The 20,105-nt window shown below is 64.3% G+C and carries 21 protein-coding genes and 1 pseudogene; 12 read left to right on the forward strand and 10 right to left on the reverse strand.

Translation table 11 applies throughout. The features are described from left to right. The first annotated feature begins 249 nt into the window (after positions 1-249). Positions 250-1,791, forward strand: a complete 1,542-nt coding sequence (locus tag WKW82_RS36450) for a zeta toxin family protein (RefSeq protein ID WP_340348064.1) — start codon at positions 250-252, stop codon at positions 1,789-1,791. Between the two features lie 129 nt (positions 1,792-1,920). Here WKW82_RS36450 and WKW82_RS36455 read toward each other — a convergent pair whose 3' ends face one another. From WKW82_RS36455 to radC, 4 genes are all read right to left on the reverse strand, one after another. Then, entirely contained in the window at positions 1,921-2,889 is a 969-nt protein-coding gene (locus WKW82_RS36455; RefSeq protein ID WP_340348065.1) for an H-NS family nucleoid-associated regulatory protein, read from the reverse strand. Positions 2,890-2,963: 74 nt separating this feature from the next. Next, positions 2,964-3,944, reverse strand: a complete 981-nt coding sequence (locus WKW82_RS36460; protein ID WP_340348066.1) for an ArdC family protein — start codon at positions 3,942-3,944, stop codon at positions 2,964-2,966. A gap of 642 nt (positions 3,945-4,586) precedes the next feature. Next, entirely contained in the window at positions 4,587-4,952 is a 366-nt protein-coding gene (locus WKW82_RS36465; RefSeq protein WP_340348067.1) for a DUF2958 domain-containing protein, read from the reverse strand. 360 nt (positions 4,953-5,312) lie between these two features. Beyond that, on the reverse strand, positions 5,313-5,936 hold the full coding sequence (radC, locus tag WKW82_RS36470; RefSeq protein ID WP_340348069.1) for a RadC family protein: 624 nt from the start codon (positions 5,934-5,936) through the stop codon (positions 5,313-5,315). Positions 5,937-6,507: 571 nt separating this feature from the next. Here radC and WKW82_RS36475 point away from each other — a divergent pair. Next, a complete protein-coding gene (locus tag WKW82_RS36475) occupies positions 6,508-6,693 on the forward strand; it encodes a hypothetical protein (RefSeq protein WP_340348071.1) in 186 nt (61 codons plus the stop codon). 2 nt (positions 6,694-6,695) lie between these two features. After that, on the forward strand, positions 6,696-6,950 hold the full coding sequence (locus WKW82_RS36480) for an SOS response-associated peptidase family protein (RefSeq protein WP_340348072.1): 255 nt from the start codon (positions 6,696-6,698) through the stop codon (positions 6,948-6,950). A gap of 48 nt (positions 6,951-6,998) precedes the next feature. Here the strand turns inward: WKW82_RS36480 and WKW82_RS36485 are convergent, their stop codons facing one another. Next, entirely contained in the window at positions 6,999-7,412 is a 414-nt protein-coding gene (locus tag WKW82_RS36485; RefSeq protein WP_340348073.1) for a TetR family transcriptional regulator, read from the reverse strand. Beyond that, positions 7,409-7,759, reverse strand: coding sequence for a hypothetical protein (locus tag WKW82_RS36490; protein ID WP_340348074.1), 351 nt, complete (start codon positions 7,757-7,759; stop codon positions 7,409-7,411). The genes WKW82_RS36485 and WKW82_RS36490 overlap by 4 nt, the downstream gene beginning before the upstream one ends. Positions 7,760-7,867: 108 nt before the next feature. Between WKW82_RS36490 and WKW82_RS36495 the strand changes: the two genes are divergently transcribed. From WKW82_RS36495 to WKW82_RS36535, 9 genes are all read left to right on the forward strand, one after another. Further along, the gene (locus tag WKW82_RS36495) at positions 7,868-8,071 is read left to right on the forward strand and encodes an SOS response-associated peptidase family protein (protein ID WP_340348076.1); all 204 of its coding nucleotides are present in this window, start codon (positions 7,868-7,870) and stop codon (positions 8,069-8,071) included. Position 8,072: 1 nt separating this feature from the next. Beyond that, positions 8,073-8,222 carry a hypothetical protein gene (locus WKW82_RS36500; protein WP_340348078.1) on the forward strand — a complete coding sequence of 50 codons (150 nt, stop codon included), beginning with the start codon at positions 8,073-8,075 and terminating at the stop codon, positions 8,220-8,222. Between the two features lie 286 nt (positions 8,223-8,508). Next, a complete protein-coding gene (gene dinG / locus WKW82_RS36505; RefSeq protein WP_340348079.1) occupies positions 8,509-10,881 on the forward strand; it encodes an ATP-dependent DNA helicase DinG in 2,373 nt (790 codons plus the stop codon). Positions 10,882-10,923: 42 nt separating this feature from the next. Then, entirely contained in the window at positions 10,924-11,175 is a 252-nt protein-coding gene (locus WKW82_RS36510; RefSeq protein ID WP_340348080.1) for a hypothetical protein, read from the forward strand. Positions 11,176-11,539: 364 nt separating this feature from the next. Beyond that, on the forward strand, positions 11,540-12,679 hold the full coding sequence (locus tag WKW82_RS36515; RefSeq protein ID WP_340348082.1) for a zinc-binding metallopeptidase family protein: 1,140 nt from the start codon (positions 11,540-11,542) through the stop codon (positions 12,677-12,679). A gap of 674 nt (positions 12,680-13,353) precedes the next feature. Then, on the forward strand, positions 13,354-13,683 hold the full coding sequence (locus tag WKW82_RS36520; RefSeq protein ID WP_340348084.1) for a hypothetical protein: 330 nt from the start codon (positions 13,354-13,356) through the stop codon (positions 13,681-13,683). An 8-nt stretch (positions 13,684-13,691) separates the two neighbouring features. After that, positions 13,692-14,075: a hypothetical protein gene (locus WKW82_RS36525; RefSeq protein WP_340348085.1), complete on the forward strand. Its 384-nt coding sequence runs from the start codon at positions 13,692-13,694 to the stop codon at positions 14,073-14,075. Continuing rightward, positions 14,068-14,559 carry a hypothetical protein gene (locus WKW82_RS36530; protein WP_340348086.1) on the forward strand — a complete coding sequence of 164 codons (492 nt, stop codon included), beginning with the start codon at positions 14,068-14,070 and terminating at the stop codon, positions 14,557-14,559. Before WKW82_RS36525 ends, WKW82_RS36530 begins: the two co-directional genes overlap by 8 nt. Before the next feature lie 15 nt (positions 14,560-14,574). Beyond that, positions 14,575-14,844: a response regulator gene (locus tag WKW82_RS36535; RefSeq protein WP_422823674.1), complete on the forward strand. Its 270-nt coding sequence runs from the start codon at positions 14,575-14,577 to the stop codon at positions 14,842-14,844. A 117-nt stretch (positions 14,845-14,961) separates the two neighbouring features. Here WKW82_RS36535 and WKW82_RS36540 read toward each other — a convergent pair whose 3' ends face one another. The 4 genes and pseudogenes from WKW82_RS36540 to WKW82_RS36560 form a co-directional block, all read right to left on the reverse strand. Continuing rightward, positions 14,962-15,966: an ABC transporter substrate-binding protein gene (locus WKW82_RS36540; protein WP_340348088.1), complete on the reverse strand. Its 1,005-nt coding sequence runs from the start codon at positions 15,964-15,966 to the stop codon at positions 14,962-14,964. 292 nt (positions 15,967-16,258) lie between these two features. Continuing rightward, positions 16,259-18,929 (reverse strand): annotated as a pseudogene (ligD, locus tag WKW82_RS36550) (DNA ligase D). Between the two features lie 25 nt (positions 18,930-18,954). Further along, the gene (locus WKW82_RS36555) at positions 18,955-19,131 is read right to left on the reverse strand and encodes a DUF3606 domain-containing protein (RefSeq protein WP_340348089.1); all 177 of its coding nucleotides are present in this window, start codon (positions 19,129-19,131) and stop codon (positions 18,955-18,957) included. A gap of 422 nt (positions 19,132-19,553) precedes the next feature. Then, a partial coding sequence (locus WKW82_RS36560; protein ID WP_340348090.1) for a Ku protein occupies positions 19,554-20,105 on the reverse strand: 552 nt, incomplete at its 5' end.

Raw genomic sequence — 20,105 nt, forward strand, 5'->3', positions numbered from 1 at the left:
AGCGGTCAAGGTTCGGAGACGGCCGCAGGCCGCAAGCGCACGCAGTGCGCGAAGACCTTGAGGCCTAGCACGACGTGGCACGCTGCAGGGAACAGCAAGGCCACCCCAACTCACCAGACCAGACCCTGTCTCTTTGATGCAAGGGCGGGAGGCGCTATAGATTCGCGTGATGGACAACAGCCCGATCATCCGCTTCCGGCTCGACGGCGAGATTGCGCGAATCGCCCAGCGGATGACAACCGCACGCGGATGGAGTTGCCCGACATCATGCGAATGATGATCACCAAGGCCGTGCGCATTGGCGACTTTTCGATCGACCCGAGCGATGCGACGCCACCTGCCGGTGCTTCGCAACAGGATGGCGCCTCCTTGGAGGTTTACGAGCCGCGCTACTGGGGCTCGCACAAGGAAGCGCTCGAAGCCGAGCTCGCGCTGACGCTATTGCAGCAAGCGGTTGCAGATCGCAGTGTCCGGATCGGTCTGCACCCCCAGGCGAGGCCGCTCGACGCGGAGATGCACGCGCGGCTGCAGGACGAGCGCGATGAGGCACTCCGCCTCCTGGCCGGATTCGATCCGGGCGACAGGAAGGGTATCGAGGAGTTGCTGAAGCGCTTTCGCAAGGTACGGCCAACTTCGACATCCTTTCGACGCTGGGGCATTACGTCGGAAGAGCGCGAACGGATCTACGAAACTTGCATCGAACCTGATGTCTTGGCCAATGCATTGCCAGCCGACAACCCGGTGGCCATGATCGTCGCAGGACAGCTTGGCGCCGGAGTCTCGAGCGCCGCAGCAGCGCTGCGGCGCGAGTTGTTGAGTACGGCCGGGGCCGCAGTGCACCTGTCGGCAGAACGACTGCGCGCCTATCAATTCGCACATCAAGCCAGGCTCGGCGATGGCAAGGACTCGGACACAGTCGCATCAGGGGGCCATTCACACCAAGATGTCGCCCATTGGTTGCGGCGTGCGGTCGACGAAGCGCGCCAACATCGATTGCACATGGTCATTGAAGACGAAGTCGCAAACCCGAAGCTGCTGCGGAGACTCGCCACGGCATTGCGCACGGACGGCTATGCCGTCCAGATAGTGCTCGTCTGTACGACACCGTTGCAGAGCCGTCTGTCGATCGTGGCCAACTGCCACCTCCGATGGATCAATGGCTTGGCGCTGCCTCCTTTCTCGGCACAGGAACACGACCAGGCGCTCGAGGGGACTCGTTCGGCGATAGCGCTCCTTGAGAAGCGCGGCGGTGTCGACGGGATACGGGTGATCGCGCGCGATGGCCACCAGTACTTCGAGAACCGCTGGGCCGGCGTTGAGTGGTTGCGCGCGCCACGAGCGCTCGCCGTGTTTGACACGGAGCGCGACCGCGCCGTGCCACCCAAGGACGAGGTGAAACTGCTCATGTGTTGGGAGATGCTCGTGCAAGATCTCACGCACGACCCGACCATCCCGCGCGAGCTCGCCAGCCTGGCGCTGACTTGGCGCAACGAAGTCGCCGCGCGCTGCGAAGCAAGTCCGGCGACCGCGCAGTTCACGCAGTATGCGCGCGAGGGGGCCGCGTTCCGCACGATGAACCGCTTCGAATTCGAGAAGGAATTTCCGCATCACGCGAAGGCGGCGGCGCTGCTCGGACGGGCGGTGATCGAAGCGGAGAAGTACGACGCTGCTGAAGGCGAACGGCTTGTTCGCAGTGCGCGCGAGAACATCGCCCAGCGCATCGAGCGAGGCGACATGGCCCGCATCGCTGCGCGCGCGCAGGCCTTTGCGGCGAAGGCGTCGGGGCAATGACCCGGCGCGCAGGAGACTCGGTTCCTTCATCGCGGCGCTGCCGCCATGGACTTTCGGCGCTCGCCCGGACGCACCGCACCGCCTTGGAACGACGACGGCGAAGTCTCGGCGCCTCGGCGCCCCTGGCGATCAGACTGCCAGTGAAACTTCGGTCGCGGGCGACGCAATAGGCGTGGCTTCCGCCGTCGCGGGCGAGGCGACGGAAGCAGGTGTCGCAGCGCTTGCGCCAGTCGCGCTCTTGCGCGCTGGCAACGACTTCTTCGAAGCAGCAACCTTGGGCGCCGCTGCCTTCTTCGGTGCGGCCTTCTTCGACGCCGCCTTCTTCGCAACGGCCCTCACCGCCTTCTTTGCCGCGGTCTTGATCGTTGGCTTGGCAGGTTTGGCGCCAGTGCCCTGTTTGCTTGCGCCGATCTTCTCGGCAAGCGTCTTCTTGGCGGCGGCCTTCTTCGCGGCGACTTTCTTCGCCACGGCCTTTTTTGCCGGAGCCTTTTCAGCCTTGACCGCTGCAGGTGGCGGCGCCACGACGGCGTTCGATTCGGCCGCGGCCTTCTTCGCAGCCGCCTTCTTTGCCGCTGGCTTCTTGACGGCAACCTTCTTGGACACTTTGGCCTCAGGCGACGGCGCTGCGGATGCGGCGACGGTCGGCGCCTTGCCGGCCGCCTTCTTGGCAGCAGTCTTCGACACTGGCTTCGCGGCCGCCGCTGCGGGTGTCTGAGTCGTGTCGGTCAGGAAGCTTTCAAGAGTCCGTCCGGCCTCGAGCGCCACCTTCAGCCAGGCCGGCCGTGGTCCACGGCCGCCCCACTCCCCGCCCTTGCCATCGCTGTACTTCGCGCCGCCGGCGACGGCAACGGGCTTGACCTTCGCTTTGGCCTTGGTCTTGGTCTTCGCTGCGGCAGCAGCTGCTGCTGTGGCTGGCTTCGAAGGTGCGCTGTCGACAATGGCCGATGCGAATTGCAGGTCCGAAGCGGACAGGCCGTGCTTGGCGATCAGGTCGTTGATCCGGGCAATGGCACCTTTGGATTCAACAATCTTTTGCTTGTCGGCAGCGGCCTGCAGGATGGCAATTTCGCGCAGGAGTTGGGCGTGTGTGGAGGCCATAGGCAATTGAGAGTTGGAGGTGCGCAAGTCTAATTGCTTTTTATGTTGATGAATTAGAGGCTGAATCAGAGGGACTATTCGGCGCCTCGCAATGCATTGGCATCCGGAGCCGCCGATGGCGATGGCGATGGCAACTCCCGCGCCAATATGAATTCATACGCTTCGCCGGCGTGACGCGCAGCTGTGAAGATGGCCGTGCGGTCATTGCGCAGGACCTGCAGCCAGCTGTCCAGATAGGCTGCATGTCCTTCGATGGTGGCATCGACCAGTCCGATATGGCCGAGCACGAAGGCACATCCGAGCTCTGCCACGAGTTCCTCGAACGCGTAAGCCGCATCGCCGAAGCGCTCCCCGAAAGTCCGGTTCAGGCGCTTCTCATTTCCTGTCCAATGGACCAGCTCATGCAGGGCGGTCGCGCAATAGGCCTCCGGACTGGTGAAGCGGTCGACATCGGGCATCAGGATGCGATCGGCACTGGGCGAATAGGCCGCGCGCAGGTAGCCGTGCTGGATGTTGGCTTTGCAGCCGCCGATGAAACGCATGGCACCTTCGATCGGAGAGCGGTCGCCCCAAGCTTTGCGTTCATACACTTCGTCTGTCGTCGGCTCGGGCAGTCCATCTATCTGGGCCACGTTGAAGAGCCAGAACGGCATGCACAGCAGAACACCGGAGCGACCGTCATTGCCGCGATCGCTTGCATCGCCCTCCCCTTCCCCATGCGATTCGCTGTTTCCGTTGGCCTCAATGCCGGCATCGTTCTGACCGCGCATCGCCTTCCGTTCGAAGTGCGCGCACAGCACCGCGCGTTCGCCCCTGCGCACCTGTGCACCCATGCTGGCCGCCTGCTTGTAGGTCAGCCACACGTTGGAGGCGTAGCCGTGCTCGATGGCGGCATCCCAAAGCAGCAGCACATTTGCCCCGTGATAAGGCGCGCCGGTCTTGCCGTTGCGCGGCATGCCGTGCGAGGCGGCACGCGTCCACCGTTCCCGGAAAACATTGCCGCCCTTCTCGAGCATCGCAATGATGCGGTCCGTGATCGCCTGCCGCACGTCCATGCGGCCCCTGCTCTGTCCTGAGGAAGTTCTGCCTTCAACAGGTCCTGCTTTGGGTGAGCCCTCGGGGGGTACGGGGGGAAAGCCCGTGGCTGCTGGATTTGATGGGCTTTTGCGCACCTGCGCGACGCCCGCACGGGGGGAATGGAATGCACGCATGACGGAGCCTTTCTGCGGCGTTTGCCGCGCTGGTTGAACATCTGCTTTCGGAGCCGCCTCGACGCATGGAAAGCGAGCAGCAAGGGCCGATGTCCGGGGACCGCCCGGAAGCCGCAGCCGAGGCGCGAGCCGAGGACCGGGTGAGGACGGTGGCGCAGCCCGAAGCCCTGGACAGCGGCCCGTGCGAGCTATGCGTCGGACAAGAGGTGGCTCTGACAGCAGATGGCACGCGTTCAACGCCGCATGGGCGCTCGGGCACGCAGCAAATGCGTTCCCGCAAGTCGCTCGGACGGGAGATGACCCATTGCTTGCGCTGGCTACGCAGAGACTTGCCATGTCCCTATCGAACGCATCGATCGATCACTACACTCGAAGGCCTGCCGCGCAGGGGCGCGGCCCGATCAAGAACAGCGCGCGCAGCGCGCCACACGAGGCAAGTCGATGGATCGCCGCCGGCGTCGCCGGCGGCGAGACGTCAGGCCTCGATCAGGCCTGGATGCGCCCAGCCATCCGGGCTTCCTTCGCGTAGGCGCTCAAGCGCTGCGTCGCGCGGAAATGCCGGTCCTGCTCGATGGGCCGGTTCATCAGGCCACGCAGCGCCGCAAGCTCGCCGACACCAACGTAGCCAATCTCCGGACACCCCATGCCAAGATCACAAAGTCCGAAGGCCACCTCGGCGGCTTCGTCCAGCTCGCTGAGCAGCCAGGTCGCACCGGCATCGGGGGTGAAGAGCTTGAGCACCGGAAACGGGTCGAAGTGCTCGTCCCTAGCCTGGCACACCACGGCCATGCGGCCATTGGCCATCAGCCGCTCGAATTGTTCGTCGGTGATGAAGGGGAAGTTGGACGCCATGACGTTCTCCTTGAACGGTAGCGGGCGGGATTGCCCGTGACCGTCGACGGCACGCCGCAGCGCAAGCAGTCAAGGCTCGAAGACGGCCGCAGGCCGCCAGCACCGCAGGTGCGCAGGCCTTGACGGCGAGCACGGTGTGGCACGCTGAAGGGAACAGCAAGCCCACCAGCCTCCAACACGCGCTGGAGCTCCCCTCCCTGTCTTCTGGCTTCCTGGTCCCCCTATTCCCGCCGCCTCCGCGGCGGGCACTTCGACAACGAGAGCGGGAAAGGATTCGTGGCCGTGGCGGCCACGCCGATGAGGTCTCGCACGCAGTGCGCTTGTGAGGCGCAAAGAAAAAGGGGGCCGAAGCCCCGACAGTCACAGCAGGCCGCGCTGAACAAAGGACAGTGTCTGTCCGCCCGCCACGATCCAATGGTCGAGCAATTGCACATCGATGAGATTCAAGGCGTCTCGTAACACGCGCGTCAATGCCTTGTCCGCGGGCGATGGCTCGGTGCAGCCGGTCGGGTGGTTGTGCGCCACGAGGATGGCTGCGGCGTCGTGATGCAGAACTCGCTTGAGCACCTCGCGCGGATAGACGCTGGTCTGGCTCAGCGTACCGCGGAACATCTCCTCGAAGGCGATCAAGGAACTCCTCGAGTCGAGGAACAGCACCACGAAACTCTCATACGGCTGGCCTGCGAAATGCAACTTGAGAAAGTCGGCCACGGCCGTTGGCGTATCGAACACCGAGCGCGTGGTCAGCTCTTCGCACAGCAGTTCCTGCGCCAGAGCCAAGCCGGTCGCCAGCCGACGAAAGCTCGGCAAGGCCGATTGCCGTGCGCTGTATGCGAGCTTTTGCAACGAGCGGCCGTTGGCTTCGTAGAGCGCATCGGCTTCGGCGCCGAAGAAGGGACGCAGTGCATCGACGATGCGTTGTTGACGAGCATTGAGCTCGACCGAGGAAGCGGGGGAAGCGGGGGAAGCGGGGGAAGCGTTCATGATGAACTCCTGTGGACGACACAGGCGGGATTGCCTGCGTGGCCCCGAGCCACCTCGCCGCAGCGCAGCGCTCAAGGTCGCCGCAGGCGCGCGGCACGCGCCGAGCCCGCGCAGCGGGCGACGGGCCTTGACCGCGAGAACGGTGAGGTAGCGTGAAGCCACACAGGCAAGCCCTCCCCCACCTCAACAGACGCCACGTCTCCCCTTTGTCTGTTCTCTCTTCGGTCTTGCCCCGCTCCCGCGTCAGGGATGCGCAAGGCGGCCAGGACTGTCCGGCCGTCCCGAAGGGATGAGCGCGACGGCGCGAACCTGGAGCAGCCCGGCCGGCGCAGCCGGCGACGCCAGACAACGCTTCCCCTTAGCCTTTGCGTCACGAAAAAGCGCATCGACTTACAGGCACGGAAGATCGGCCGGGCCTGACACGCCGCGATCAAGCGGGTCTCGGGGGAGCGCGATCGCGAGGCATGCCCGTGGGTCATTGGCAATCCATCGCCGCGCTGCACAATCGGCGCATGAGCCATCTCCGTCATGTATCCGTGTTTGTCGATGAACCCGATCCGGGACACTTCTATTGGGTGCTTCACGAAAGCACCGCCGACGCCAGTGTCTGGATCGACATCGAGTCGAGCCCAACGCGTTCACGTCGTGGACCGAAGCGTTCGAGGCCGGCACGGTCGAGCTGTATCGGCTTGCAGTGGACGAGCGCACCGGACCGCGCGCACCCGGCGAAGACGAGGACGCCGCGCCGGTGGGCTGACGATGTGCAACCGCTACACGCCACCGGACTGGGTGGAAATCGAGCGCGAGTGGCACATCGGAGCCCGCAACCAGCCCGCGTGGCCGAGCGAGATCTTTCCGCGCGCGCCGGGTCCCTTCATACGCCGCGCTCGCGATGATGCGGGCTACTCGCGCGAACTCGTCGTCGGGCAGTGGGGACTGATTCCTTGGTTCGCCAAGGAGCCGAAACTCAAGTACCCCACAAACAACGCTTCTGGAGCACTGCTAACTGTTTAGTTCGCAAGGAACGGAAGCGAAGGACATCTTCGACGGTTGGTGAGGTGCTCAACTTCGACGTGACCGCGACGCCAATGGTGTCACCGAGTTGGCGAAAGAGACCCTTCCCTTCAAGGATGAGTTCTCTGCGATCAGAACCTCGTTGACCGAGGCGAGGCGAGCCACGTCGGTGCGCAGTGACCTGATTTCCTGGTTGAGCTGCCGCACCCGGCCTCGTAAGGTCTTCAGCTCCTGGCTCCCCTTCGACTTCTTGGCCCCGTCGCTGCGCCCCATCGCATCTCGGATCTCCGATGCGATGTCAGGGTAATGGTTATGGATGAGCGCCGCGCTCACCCCAGCCTCCCGCGCGACCGCGGCAATGCTCAGACGAGTCACCTGGGTCCGCGTGCGCCCGCGCCTAACACGCGACAAAGCAGTGCGCAGCTCCCGGCTCCGCACTTGAGCTGTCTTGCGATCCGTCACTTTGCCTCCTTCGGGCCTTGCCCGAATGCCACCAGCACGCTGCGACAGCGCTGCATGTCACGCTCGACCAACGCCTGGCCGCCGACGCCTATGTCCGCGCAGGCAGCCAGTTCCTTGAGGTGGTCGTACAGGCCGTGGTAAAGGGATAGATGTGGGCGCCCGATGACTGCATGGTCACAGTCCGAACATCGTGTGGGTTCGAGGTCGTTCCCGACGCATTGAGCATCGCCGGCCGTGCCCCATGCATGGCCGTTGCTGCGGATGCCGGTGCTCTCCTCGAGGACTGCGTAGCTCGCCAAGCCGCGCCAATGCTCGAGCGTAAAGTTATCAACAGGCTTGCTTCGCACGGGATTCCTCCCCCGGACCCCCTTCGGCTACTCGTCTCCAAGAGACAAGCCAAGGTACTCCGCCTCTTAACGGTTTGCAAGTTCCAGAACAACGCCAGGTCCGAGGAGTTGGCCAACAAGGCGAGCTACAAGGATCCGTGGAAGCGTGACCAGCGGTGCATCATTGCGGCGGCCACCTTCGACGAGCCCAACTGGGAAACAGGCAAGAACATCTGGTGGCGCTTCGCGCGCGCCGATGGCACGCCGTGGGGCTTGGCGGGCCTGTGGAACATCTGGACCGACAGGGCGACGGGCGAACAATACGAGAGCTAGGATGCTCACGCTGAACGCGGACGCGCACCCGCTGATGAACCGCATGCACAAGCCGGACCCCAAGGTCGGACGGGACGAGCAGGACAAGCGCAGCGTCGTCCCGATCGAGCGCGGCGATGTCGATCAATGGCTCGAGGGCACCATGAAGTAGGCCACCGAGTTGCTGCGCCTCGCACCGGTCGAAGTGTTCGCGGCCGGTCCGATGATTCCGCCGGCCAATCTCATCGAGTAGGCCCGGACGCAAGGAGCCGGGCGCCCGCCCGTCGGGGCAACGAGATCGCAGGCCCAAGGGCCGAACAAGGCCGGAGCAACGAGGGGCACCGCCTCTTCATACCTCCTTTCGCGCGCCCGAGGTCGGACGGTGCCGCTGCGGCATCAAGTCGGCATCTCGCCACATGCCGGCCGAAGCTCGACATCGCGCGCCGATAATTGGCGGCATGACATCTCTCGCGCCAAGACGCACGCGTCGTTCGGGCCCTGCGCTCGACGGAGTGCAGGCGGCGCCAGGTATCGAGCCCGAGTTGCTCGACAAGGCGCGGGAGCGCGTCGAGTTCCTCTACGGTGAGGTGGCCAGGACATGGCCCGGCTTCATTGCCCGCCCTGGTCAGCGCCAGATGATGCACGCGGCGCTGCTGACCTTCCTGAGTGCCAGCTTGCCCGAGAGCGACGGCGCCCGCGCTGGCCATCATCTGGCCTTGCTCGAAGCCGGCACGGGAACCGGCAAGACGGTGGCCTACTGTCTCGCGGCGATCGTCGCGTCAGAATTGCTGGACAAGCCCGTCATCGTCTCCACCGCCACTGTGGCGCTGCAGGAGCAGTTGTTCTTCAAGGATCTGCCGCGGCTGGCAAAGGTGATCCCGGACCTGCGCTTCGAGCTTTTGAAGGGTCGGGGGCGCTACGTCTGCGAAAGCCGCCTGGAAGCCGCACTGAATGATGTCGCCCAGGACGGCCTGTTCGACGAGGGATCGCAGGGAACGATCAATGGCGCGGGTTCACCAGGCCGCAGCGCCCCGCGCGATGCGGACCAGACCAAACGCTGGATTGCGAAGGTCGCCAAGTCGTTTCGAAGCGGCAAATGGGACGGCGACATGGACAGCCTGGCAAAGCTGCCCGACCCGCGGGACTGGCAAAGGGTCCAAGCCAGCGGCAGCGCGTGCAACGGAGGTCAATGCGAGCACTTCAGGACCTGCGCCTTCTTCAAGGCGCGCCGCCGCGCGGCCGCAGCGACGATCCAGATCGCCAATCACGCACTGATCCTGGCGGCGCTGCAGACGGACAGCGCGCTGATCGATGCCCCGAACACGCTGTTCGTGTTTGACGAGGCGCACCACCTCCCCGGCATTGCCGGGGAACAGTTTGCCTGCCGCGCCCGGCTAGGCGCGAGCGTGAGCTTGCTTGCGAGCTTGCGTGCGCTGGCCAACCGCCACAGCCGGGACATGCCGGCTTCCACCCGTCCCGACCTGACGGCCTTCGGGCAAGCCATCACCGAATGCACGGACAAGCTCGGGCTACTGGAGGCGTACTGGACCGACAACCAGCTGGTCAGCGTCGACAAGCCGGTCCACCGCTTTCTGCAAGGCCAGATTCCCGAGGTCCTCATCCCGGAATGCGAGCAACTGGCGACGCTGCTCAGCTCGGTCGCGGCGGTGGTGGAATCGATCGCCAGTGCGTTGAAGGAGCCCGACGAATCGCGCTCCCCTGCGGAGCGCGAAGAGCAGATGCGCGTCGGCGTGGAGCTCGGCGCGCACGTGTCTCGTCTCCAGGCACTGCAACGGCTTTTCAGCGCCTGGGCCACGCACGATGCGGTGGCGTGGGCCAAGTGGCTGGAATACGCGCCGGCCTCCCCGACAAGCACCTCGGGCAGCTCCCAGCCTACCTCTCAGGCAGCGAGCGGCACGCACCGCATACCTGCCACGTCGGGCCCTGTCCACGTGGACGCCTGGTTGTGCGCGAGCCCGATGACGGCGGCCCAGTCGCTTTCGCGCGGCTTGTGGAAGAACGCGAGTGCAGCCGTCTGCACCTCCGCCACGCTGACCGCGTGCGGGCGATTCGATTTCTTCGACCGCTTGAGCGGTATGAACCGCTTTCCCGAACGGCGCGCCATGGTGGTCGCATCGCCGTTCGACTACCGCCGGCAGGGGGAACTGCGCATCGCGCCGATGACCTACTCGCCGAAGAGTGCGGAGTTTTCGGAAGAGCTGTGCCGCGTGTTGCCCACGCTTCTGCACGAGCACCGGCATGGCCAGCTCGTGCTGTTCACCTCCAAACGCCAGATGCTCGCCTGCCACGCGGCCCTCCCGCAAGATCTGGGAGCGCAGGTGCAGATGCAGGGCGAGCGCTCGCGCACCGAGCTCCTCGCAGAGCACGGCCGTCGCGTTGAGCGTGGCCAGCGCAGCATCCTCTTCGGACTGCAGTCTTTCGGCGAAGGCATCGACCTGCCGGGTCGGCTGTGCGAGCACGTGGTGATCGACAAGCTGCCGTTCAGCCCGCCGACTTCCCCAGTGGAAGAAGCGTTGGCCGAATGGCTTAATGCTCAGGGACGCGATCCGTTCGCCGAGATCGCGGTGCCGCGCGCCGCGATGAAGCTGGCCCAGTGGGCCGGTCGAGGGGTACGCACCGTGACCGACCACGCAGTCATCACCATCTGCGATACGCGCCTGGTGACGATGCGCTATGGGCGCGAGATACTGGCCGGGCTGCCGCCGTTTCCGGTGATGCGTGCGAAGCAATTGCCCCTGGCCTCCAATGCAGATACTGCCGAGGTCGACGCTGGCGTGCGTACGGCCCAGATCGGCGATGCGGCGAGGTGATGCGGCGATCAACGGTCCAACCCTGACCACACTGCGCGCACCATGGCCATCTCAGCGGAGCTCATGCGTTTCCTCATTCGCCTGGATGCGGCACCGCTGCCGGTGACCGTCGAGGACGAGGAATCCATTGAGATGGTCGGTCGACTGATCGAAGCCGGACTGCTGCAGGCGATCATGCCGCCCTACGATGAAGCGACGAGCACGCATTCTGGCCCCGCCTGGGTCATCCGGCTGACCCATGAGGGCATCGAAGCCGCGCGAGCGCCACCAAGCGCTGACGGCTCGTCCCAGTAAGACGGCCGAGCCGCCAGGTACCTTGAGGCACTCTGCCGTCGGGTCACAGGCCACAAGCATGTCGAAGCGAGCGCAATCCGAAGTGACGAACCGCTCCCCATCCCCTGAAGCGCAGCGATTCTGTGGGGCCAGGTGAAGAATTCGGCTTTCCGTCCTTTCACGGCGAGATCGACGTAGCTCGTCCCAGCCTGCAATGTCTTTTGACATCTGCATCGAACGCGAACCTGGCGCTGCGGAGTGCGGCAGAACGCAGACAACCACACTGCGAGGAAATTGCTGACAGGTAGCCGATTCTCCACACGGTACAAGCAATGCAGGAACAGATTCTGCTTCGTTTCACCTTCACCACCAAAGGTCCGGATCCATGAGGCTCTTCAACTGCACACATTGTGGCAATCGCGTCTTCTTCGAGAATCTGAGTTGCGAGGCCTGCAAAAGCATTCTGGGCTTCTCGAGCGAGGAGCGCTCGATGATTGCCTTCGAGATCTCGCCCGAGGGCCTCTGGAATCGCTTCGGCACGGTAGGCGATGTGATGTACCGGCCATGTATCAATGTGGCCGAGGGCGTATGCAACTGGCTGGTGCCGGTAGACAGCCCGCACCAGCACTGCGCATCGTGCCGCACGACGCACACGATCCCGGCGCTTTCCAAACCCGAGAACCGTGCTTACTGGGCCAAGCTCGAGGAGGCCAAGCGCCGCCTCTTCTTCACGTTGCTTGCGCTCGGCTTGCCGATTCCGAACAAGCTGGAAGATCCGGCGAATGGCCTGTCCTTCGAGTTTCTCGAAGAGACCAGCAAGGAGGCGCGTGTCCTGACGGGTCATGATGAAGGCGTCATCACGCTCAACATTGCCGAAGCGAACGACGCCCGTCGCGAACAGATACGCCTGTCCATGCACGAGCCGTACCGAACGCTACTCGGGCATTTCCGGCATGAGATCGGCCACTACTACTGGGATCGCCTGGTCCGCGACACGGCCTGGATCGACGAGTGCCGCGAGTTGTTCGGCGACGAGACCGTGGACTATGCCGAGTCGCTGCAACGCCACTACGCCCAGCCTCCGGCGGACTGGCCGCTGCGCCACGTCAGCGTGTACGCAAGCTCCCATGCCTGGGAAGACTGGGCCGAAACCTGGGCCCATTACCTGCACATGGTGGACGGCCTGGAGACGGCGGCGGCCTGGGGATTGAATCTGGCGCATGCACTTCCCACCGGACCGGCGCTGACGGTGCAGCCGCTCGATCTGGACAGCGAGGACATCTCGTCCACGACGATCGAGCAGTGGCTGCCGGTGTCGCAGTTCATCAATGCGATGGACCGCAGCCTGGGCGCGCTGGACAGCTATCCGTTCATCATCGTCGAACCGGTCGTGACAAAGCTGAACTTCATTCATCGCGTGGTGCAAGGCGCTCGGCTCGGGACGACCCCAATGAATTTCGCGGGGGAGACGGCGCCGCCGGTGCCTGCAGCAAGTCCCTCGCAACGCGCCGGACCTCTGCAATAGGCCAAACGATTGCACGAACCGGCTGCGTGCGGCGCGGGCGGTCGAGCCGTTTGATCAAGTTCGCCGCGGTGCTGCGGCGTTGGAACGCATGGCCGTCCATGGTCGGGCAGCCGCCACCGGAAACCGGCAAAAGGCGGCAAAGGCGGCAAAGGCAGCCGTGACAAGAGCCGAGCGGCAGTCCGCGAGTCATGCGAAAGATTCTTCGCAGGCGCGCGCGCCCGTTCACTTGCGACTCGTGCGGCCATTGTCGGCCAATGCGCCTGGCGCCCCTCGAGCGACTTCATCGATTGGGGATCGAATCGGACAGGGGCGACGCAATGTCAGTTCGCAAGCAGCGCAGCCTCAAAAAAGAACCCCCAGGGCCGGAAGCCTTGAGGGTTAATTCCACCAAAAAAGGGTGGAGGAGACATGCGATGCACCAGAAGTGGATTTAGAGGACATCCTGATTCCGGCGACATGATTGGATTTGCAATATGCGTGCCCGCATACGACCATGGAAGCGGCTTCGTGCTCGGGCAAAAAGGTACTGATCCCATCGACCCAGTTCAATTTTCGCCCGCTGGCAATGCGCCTACGTGTCATGCGTGAAATTGATTACAGCGCAGCGGTGAGGGCGGCGTCAGATTGCAGTCCCCTGCCCTGCGCTCGCCGGGCCAAACCCCTCGAGGAACATCATGGACGAACTCAACAAGTCTCCCGATCAAGTTGCCGACGACGCCAGGCAGGTAGGCAAGGATGCGGTCGACAAGGCCAAGGGTCTGGCCTCGGACGCAAAGCGTGTGGCTAACGACGCGGTCGATACCGGGCGTGCCTACGCGAAGGATGCGGTCAATGCCGCGGGCAAGAAGATTGATGCGGCAAAGTCGCAACTGGATCAGACGGCACAGTACTTGACGAAGGCGATCAACGACGAGCCCGTCAAGGCGGTCCTCATCAGCGCGGCGCTGAGCGCGGTGATCACGGCGCTTTTGATCTCGGCCGTCCGGGGCGACAACCGCTACTGAATCCGGTCGTGATCCATCCGATCTTCGTGACGGTCCTGCGCCGGCCGGAATTGTTTTTCACGCACTTGGCGAACTATGCCGAGCTGGTGAAGAGCGAGCTTGCGGCGTTCGGTTCTTCGCTGGCGATGCGAGCCGCGAGCGCAGTAGTGGCACTTGTCGCCCTGATGCTGGCCCTGAGCCTGACGGGTGTCGCCGTGATGCTTGGCTTTCTCCGTGATTCACTGGAATGGGTCCTCGTCATCGTTCCGGGCGTGGCATGGCTGCTGGCCGTGATCGGTGCCGTGCTGGCGATGAGGTCGTCTTCGGTGATGAAGAAGGTCGACGACGTGAAGGATGAACTCGAGGCAGATGTAAGGGCCCTGCGACTTGTGAAGGAGGCGAAGAATGACTGATGCAGTCGATCCCCTCACGGCGAAGGCGAAGCTGGCGTTGTCGCGGGCTGAACTTCTCGCGGCGATGGGGTACGAAGAGCTTCGCAATTCAGCCGACGATCGCACGACGGTGGTGCCACGGTTGCACCACGAAGGGCGCGCAAGCGCCTCCGGCCTCGGCGCAAAACTGGCTCGCAGTGCCGTGGGTCGGTGGTGGCACCGACATCCGCTGAGCGGCGTTGTTGAACTGGGCCAACCCCTGCTGCAGGACTACGCGCGCAGGGAACCTGTCAAGTTGGTGGCGTATGGCGCAGGCGCTGGTGCGTTGCTGTGGATCCTCAAGCCCTGGAAGTTACTGTCTGCGGCCACGGTGGCGACGCTCATTCTGCGCAATGTGGATGTCGCAGGGATGGTTTCCGGCCTGTCACGGAAATCCACTGACCCATCCGGCGCTGCCCTACCCCCAGCATCTTTTCCAAACTCGCGAGGACCTCGGCGCCTGTGACGGGAAGCGCAGGCGCTGGAACGTGCGAGGCATCGCCGACCTCACCTGGTGTTGCTGGATATGGGAATGCCGGGCATGGATGGATTCGAGGTCGCCCGGCGCATGCGCAAGCATTTTGAAGGAGAGCCAAGGATTCAGATCGTCGCGCTCACCGGATGGGGTCAGGAATCCGAGCGGCAGCTCAGGAAAGCCGCTGGCATTCGACGGTCATCTGGTCAAACCGACCAGCGAGGCAGACTTGCAGGCAGTGCTATCGGCAGTGCGTCGCTCTGTCCACTGACATGATCTCGACCGGCGCCGAAAACCCGACATTGCCTGGGTCATAAGGCGTCGCGAACAGCCCTTCCTCGTGGACGCATAGCTCCTGGCCCAGACCTCGACTTCGTCTGTCCGCATCAAGCATCAATTGATTACCAAGTCTGCACGCGCCACGAGATCCCGGGGCACGGTAACGCCCAACGCTTTTGCCGTGCCGAGGTTGACGATCATCTCGTAGCGCATAGGTTGCCAGACCGCCAACTCGGAGGGCTTGGTGCCGTTCAGTATCTTGTAGACCATTCCAGCAGCGCTGACAGCGAGCTCCTTGAAGTCCGGCGAATAGGTCAGCAGCACGCCTGCGTCTGAAAATTCCCGGCCATCGGCCACGGCGGGAAGCCGGTATCTCGCTACCAAGGCTGCAACGATCGCCTTGTTGGCGCCCGCGAGCGGAAAACTATTGATCGCCAACCCCTGCAGGCCTTTGGCGGCGATCTGCTCGAACGATTTCGCGAAGTCATTCTGCTCCTTGATCTCGAAGTAGTGAATTCGCCCGGCTCGCCCGGAAGGTGTTTTCTTGTACGCCTCGAGAAGGTCACCGGGGAACTGCATGTCGAGTACACCGACGGAAACGCCTTCTCCGATCACCTGCGTAAGCAACTGGAAGCGCTTGAGGTCAAGCTGCCTCGAGAAGATGGCATTGCCGGTGATATTGCCGCCTGGACGCGTCAAGCTTGCCACGAGCCCGCGCGCCACTGGATCGTTGGAGAGCAGGAACACGATCGGTATCGAACTCGTCGCCTTTGCAACTGCCTTGGTTGCCATGGTGCCGCTTGGGACAAAGATCACGTCGGGTTTCAAGGCTGCCAGATCGACTGCTGCTTCGTCGAGGCCTGAGGGACCGGTCGCAGAGCGATGGTCGACCAAAAGATTTGATCCATCCGCCATTCCCATCCTCTGCAGTTCATTCAGGAACGGTTTCAGAAGGATGGGATGTGGCTCACCGAGCCACAGCACGCCCAAGCGATGGATCTTCTTGCCGCTCTGCGCCCGCACGAAAGGAAGTGAGAACAGAGTACATCCAAGCGACACGCTGACCGCTCTGCGCAACCCGATTGGCGTCGCCAACGTTCGTTCGTCAGGGCCCAGCACGCTGCGTCTCCTTGATCAAAGCGCCCGCTTCGTCCTAAAAAGGGGCGCGAATTCATTGTGCAACCTTCAACCCACTAGCGCCAGAGTTCGGCGACAGTTGCCCCGATGAGGCAATCGTGAAAGGTGTGGCTCAAAGAGTGACTTCGACAGCGAAGATGATTTCGGAGGCGCAGGCAACTGCGCGGGTTTTTTTGGATCTGAAGCAGACCGGGCAATTTGCGCGTCCTGAACGGCCACTTTGGGGCAACTGGACTTCCGCTCGGAGCCTAAAGTCGGCTTGTCGAGGTGCGCGTCAGGCCGAGAAGCCGAGGACACGCATGGGTTTCGCCAAGGTTTGCCTTGCCTTCCAGTAGTCGGCCCAGGGGTCGACCTTCTGGAAGGACATGTGTTCGCGCGCGGTGGCAATGGTCCAGTGTGCGCCGCTCTTGAGATTCTGCAGATCGTCCCATGCGACAGGCATGGACACACCGAGACCCGGCCGCGCGCGCGCCGAGAAAGCCGCCGCGGTCGTGGCGCCGTGGCCATTGCGCAGGTAGTCCACGAACAGCTTGCCGACGCGGTTCGCCGGGCCGCTCTTGGCGACGAAGCGCGACGGGATCGTCTTCGCCAGGTGCTGGACGATCGCCTTGGAAAACGTATTGACCGTGTCGTAGTCGATCCGCGGTGCCAGCGGTACCACGACATGCAGTCCCTTGCCGCCGCTCGTCTTCAACCAGGCCTTGAGCCCCAGCTCTTGCAGCAGCGCATTCATGAGCACGGCCGCCTCCTGGACGTGAGCCCACGACGTGCCTTCGCCGGGGTCGAGGTCGAGGTCGAAGATCATGCGGTCGGGCCGGTCGATCGCCTTCTTCGTGGAGTTCCAGGTGTGGAACTCGATGACGTTGAGTTGCGCCGCACCGGCGAGCGCCTGCGCGTTGAGCGACCTCGAGCAGCGAGGCATGGCCCGGCCACAACGAGGGGGCGAGTTCCGTGATGCCCGGGATGCCGATCTTCTCGCCATGTTTCTGGAAGAAGAGCTGGCCGGCCACGCCCTGCGGTCCACGCACCAGCGACACCGGTCGACCCTTGAGATGCGGCAGGATGAAATCGGCCACCGACTCGTAGTAGCGCACGAGGTCAAGCTTGGTGAGTCCGGACGCGGCGTCGATCACTCGGTCCGCGTTGCTGACCCGGATGCCGGCGACGGGCGACTTCCCCTTCGCTATCTTCCCAGGCGCTTTAGCAGCGGGCGTGCCCCCGATGAGCTTCGCCGTCTCGCGCACGATTGCGCGCGCCGGCTTGTCGCTGCGCAGGCCCAGGAACGACGCATGGCGTACCTGGCCGTCCGGTGTCCATTCGGCGAAATTCACCTCGGCCACGAGCTTGGGCTCGACCCATCGCTCGGCGCCGGCGGGACGCCGCGACCAGCGGCCGGGCTTGGCGGGACCGGCGGCGAACGGCGAGGTCTTGATCTGCAGTGGCGCCAGTTTGTCCTTCAACTCGCGCGCCGTCTGCATATCCCAGCCGGTGCCGACGCTGCCCGCGGAAACCAGCGTGCCGTCGGGCGCATGGACGCCCAGCAGCAGGCTGCCCACCTGCGCGGCGTTATCGCTGCGCTCGGTGTAGCCGGCCACGACGAACTCCTGGCGCAGTTTGCACTTGAGCTTGAGCCAAGTGTCCGAACGGCGCGAAACGTAGGGCGCATCCGCACGCTTGGCGATGAGCCCTTCGAGGCCAAGTCGGCAGGCCGATGCAAGGATCGAGGCCGGGTCGCCTTCGAAGTCCGCGCTGTAGCGCACGTGTTCTGTGGCCTTCTCGTCGAGGAAGGCCTTGAGCAATGCGCGGCGCTCGCGCTGCGCGACCGCGCGCGGGTCATACCCCTCGAAGAACGGGACATCGAACACGAAGAAGACGATCCGGTCGGCGCCGCGCCCGCGATCGAACGCGTTCTGCAGCGCGTTGAAGTCGGGTGAGCCATCGGGGCCGGGCACCACGATCTCGCCGTCGAGGAAGCCCGAGGACAGACCGAGCTGCTCCAGCTCGGCGACCAGCGTCGGCATCTTGGCAGACCAGTCGTGGCCGCCGCGCGTGATCAAACGCGCATGACCGTTGTCGATGCGGGCCATGAGGCGGTAGCCGTCGAACTTGATCTCGTAGATCCATTCGCCGGCGAGCGGCACGGCGGCAGCGAGGGTCGCGAGCTGCGGGGACAGTTTCTCGGGCAGCGCCGCCTTGACGGCCCCGGCCGCCTGCGCAGGGGTGCCCTGCCCTGCTGTCGCTTTCCGTGCGGCTTTCCGCGCGCCCTTCCCTGCGGCTTCCTTCCCTCCATCCTGCCCTCCCCTGGCAGTCGCGTTTCGCCTGGGCTTCTGCTTGTCCGCGGGGGTCGACTCAGCGCGCGGCTTGCCGGCAGCCGGCGCGGCCAGAGGCTTCGTGATGACGCTGTCCGGCAGCGCGGCGACCACGTCGTAGTCTTTCCTGGCTCTCGCGAACGCGTCGCGCTTCTTGAAGAGGAGCCATGGTGGCTGCTTCTCGCCGCCCTTGGCGATCTTCACGAGTTCCCACAGGCCCTGCAGTTTCTCGCCGTGCAGCGCGAAGACCAACTTGCCCTCGGCCATCCCCTTGCGCGGATCGCCGACCGGCTCCCACGTGCCGCGATCCCAGACAATGACTTCGCCAGCGCCGTACTGTCCCGGCGGGATCGTGCCTTCGAAGGATCCGTATGACAGCGGATGGTCTTCCACGTGGATGGCCAGGCGCTTGTCGGCCGGATCGAAGCTCGGTCCCTTGGGAACGGCCCACGAGACCAGGACGCCGTCGAGTTCGAGGCGGAAGTCGTAGTGCAGGCGGCTGGCCGCGTGCTTCTGGATCACGAAGCTCAAGGCGCCTTGGCGATCCTGGAGTTGTTCGCCGCGCGGCTCCGCCGTGACGTCGAAGTCGCGTTTGGCCCAGTACCGCGCCAGCGGGTCGGTGCGCTTTTCAGCCACTGCGGTTCTCTACCCGCCCAAAAGCCTATTGCTGGGCCAGGTGCTTGCGGACCGCTTCGGCCGAGTTGCCGACTGCCTTGACGGCGGCCTTCAGTTGTTCCGGCGTGCAGCCCAGGGTCTTGGACCAGTCGCGGACTTCGTAGTCCTCGCTGAGGCTGATCAGCTTGCGGTCCTGCCCGGTCTTTGTGGTGTCGTCGCTCATCAAAGTCTCCAGCTGGAATGGCAGCGCACAGACTACTGCTGTGCACTTGGCCACGATGTAGGGCGGCGCCCAAAGCTGTGCGAACGAGACGCGGTGCTCACACACGCGGCACGGCGCGCCGCTGCTTTGCCGATCGCCGGGTGTGCGGTGGTGACGGGCCTGATTAAGCGCCTCGGGGCTGTTCGGGTGCAGCAGGCGTGTTGCCAATCGGTGCCGTCAAGCCGATCCAGGTCTGGTAGTCGATCAGCAACAGGCGCCGTCGCGAAGTCGGAGTTCGCGCCTTGCGCCTTCGGCGGGCGGGCGCGGGCTGCGCCGGGATCGATGCAAGATCCTGTTGATGGGGTTTGGCTTTCACGAAGCAGGACATCCTTCTCGACTTAGCACGGGGGCCTTTCGCGAATGATCCCACGACGCCGGCACCCTCACGCCCGGCGCCTCGCGGGCGTCGCCGCCTTCCTGGCAGGTGTCTTGGCGGCCGCCTTGGCCGGCTTTTTTGCGGCCGCCGGGGGCTTGGCCTCTTCCTCTGCGCGCTTGCGTGCCGCGCTTCCCTTGCTGCCCTTCAGGCTGCGCTGCAGCAACTCGGTGAGGTCGATCACGTTGGCATTCTGCTCAGGCACCTCTTCCTCCGGCTCGATGACGGTTTCGGTGTCGCCTGCCTTCACCTTCTTCTGTACGATTTTCATGACGGCATGCTTGAACTCGTCCTTGAAATCCGCCGGCTCCCAGCGACCGGACATCTGGCTGATCAACTGTTCGGCCATCTTCATTTCCGCTGGACTGACCTTGGCGCCCTTGACGCCGGCCGCCGGCAGGTCGAGGTCGGCGAGGGATTTCACTTCGTCGCCCCAGCGCAGAAGGTTCAAGACCAGGGCCGGGCCCGAGGGGACCAGCACCGCGAGATGCTGCTTCGTGGCGATGACCACCTTGGCCAGGCCCACCTTGCCGGTCTTGACCAGCGCCTCGCGCAGCAGCGC

The sequence above is a fragment of the Variovorax rhizosphaerae genome (genome assembly GCF_037889975.1).
Taxonomy (GTDB): domain Bacteria; phylum Pseudomonadota; class Gammaproteobacteria; order Burkholderiales; family Burkholderiaceae_C; genus Variovorax; species Variovorax rhizosphaerae.

What these genes read in the sequence shown, in the direction of transcription:
- WKW82_RS36520 (WP_340348084.1), top strand. Translation starts at nt 13,354, where the DNA reads ATGGACGAACTCAACAAGTCTCCCGATCAAGTTGCCGACGACGCCAGG.
- WKW82_RS36510 (WP_340348080.1), top strand. Translation starts at nt 10,924, where the DNA reads ATGGCCATCTCAGCGGAGCTCATGCGTTTCCTCATTCGCCTGGATGCG.
- WKW82_RS36530 (WP_340348086.1), top strand. Translation starts at nt 14,068, where the DNA reads ATGACTGATGCAGTCGATCCCCTCACGGCGAAGGCGAAGCTGGCGTTG.
- WKW82_RS36460 (WP_340348066.1), bottom strand. Translation starts at nt 3,944, where the DNA reads ATGGACGTGCGGCAGGCGATCACGGACCGCATCATTGCGATGCTCGAG.
- WKW82_RS36480 (WP_340348072.1), top strand. Translation starts at nt 6,696, where the DNA reads ATGTGCAACCGCTACACGCCACCGGACTGGGTGGAAATCGAGCGCGAG.
- radC (WP_340348069.1), bottom strand. Translation starts at nt 5,936, where the DNA reads ATGAACGCTTCCCCCGCTTCCCCCGCTTCCCCCGCTTCCTCGGTCGAG.
- WKW82_RS36465 (WP_340348067.1), bottom strand. Translation starts at nt 4,952, where the DNA reads ATGGCGTCCAACTTCCCCTTCATCACCGACGAACAATTCGAGCGGCTG.
- WKW82_RS36455 (WP_340348065.1), bottom strand. Translation starts at nt 2,889, where the DNA reads ATGGCCTCCACACACGCCCAACTCCTGCGCGAAATTGCCATCCTGCAG.
- WKW82_RS36515 (WP_340348082.1), top strand. Translation starts at nt 11,540, where the DNA reads ATGAGGCTCTTCAACTGCACACATTGTGGCAATCGCGTCTTCTTCGAG.
- WKW82_RS36555 (WP_340348089.1), bottom strand. Translation starts at nt 19,131, where the DNA reads ATGAGCGACGACACCACAAAGACCGGGCAGGACCGCAAGCTGATCAGC.
- WKW82_RS36500 (WP_340348078.1), top strand. Translation starts at nt 8,073, where the DNA reads ATGCTCACGCTGAACGCGGACGCGCACCCGCTGATGAACCGCATGCAC.
- dinG (WP_340348079.1), top strand. Translation starts at nt 8,509, where the DNA reads ATGACATCTCTCGCGCCAAGACGCACGCGTCGTTCGGGCCCTGCGCTC.
- WKW82_RS36450 (WP_340348064.1), top strand. Translation starts at nt 250, where the DNA reads ATGGAGTTGCCCGACATCATGCGAATGATGATCACCAAGGCCGTGCGC.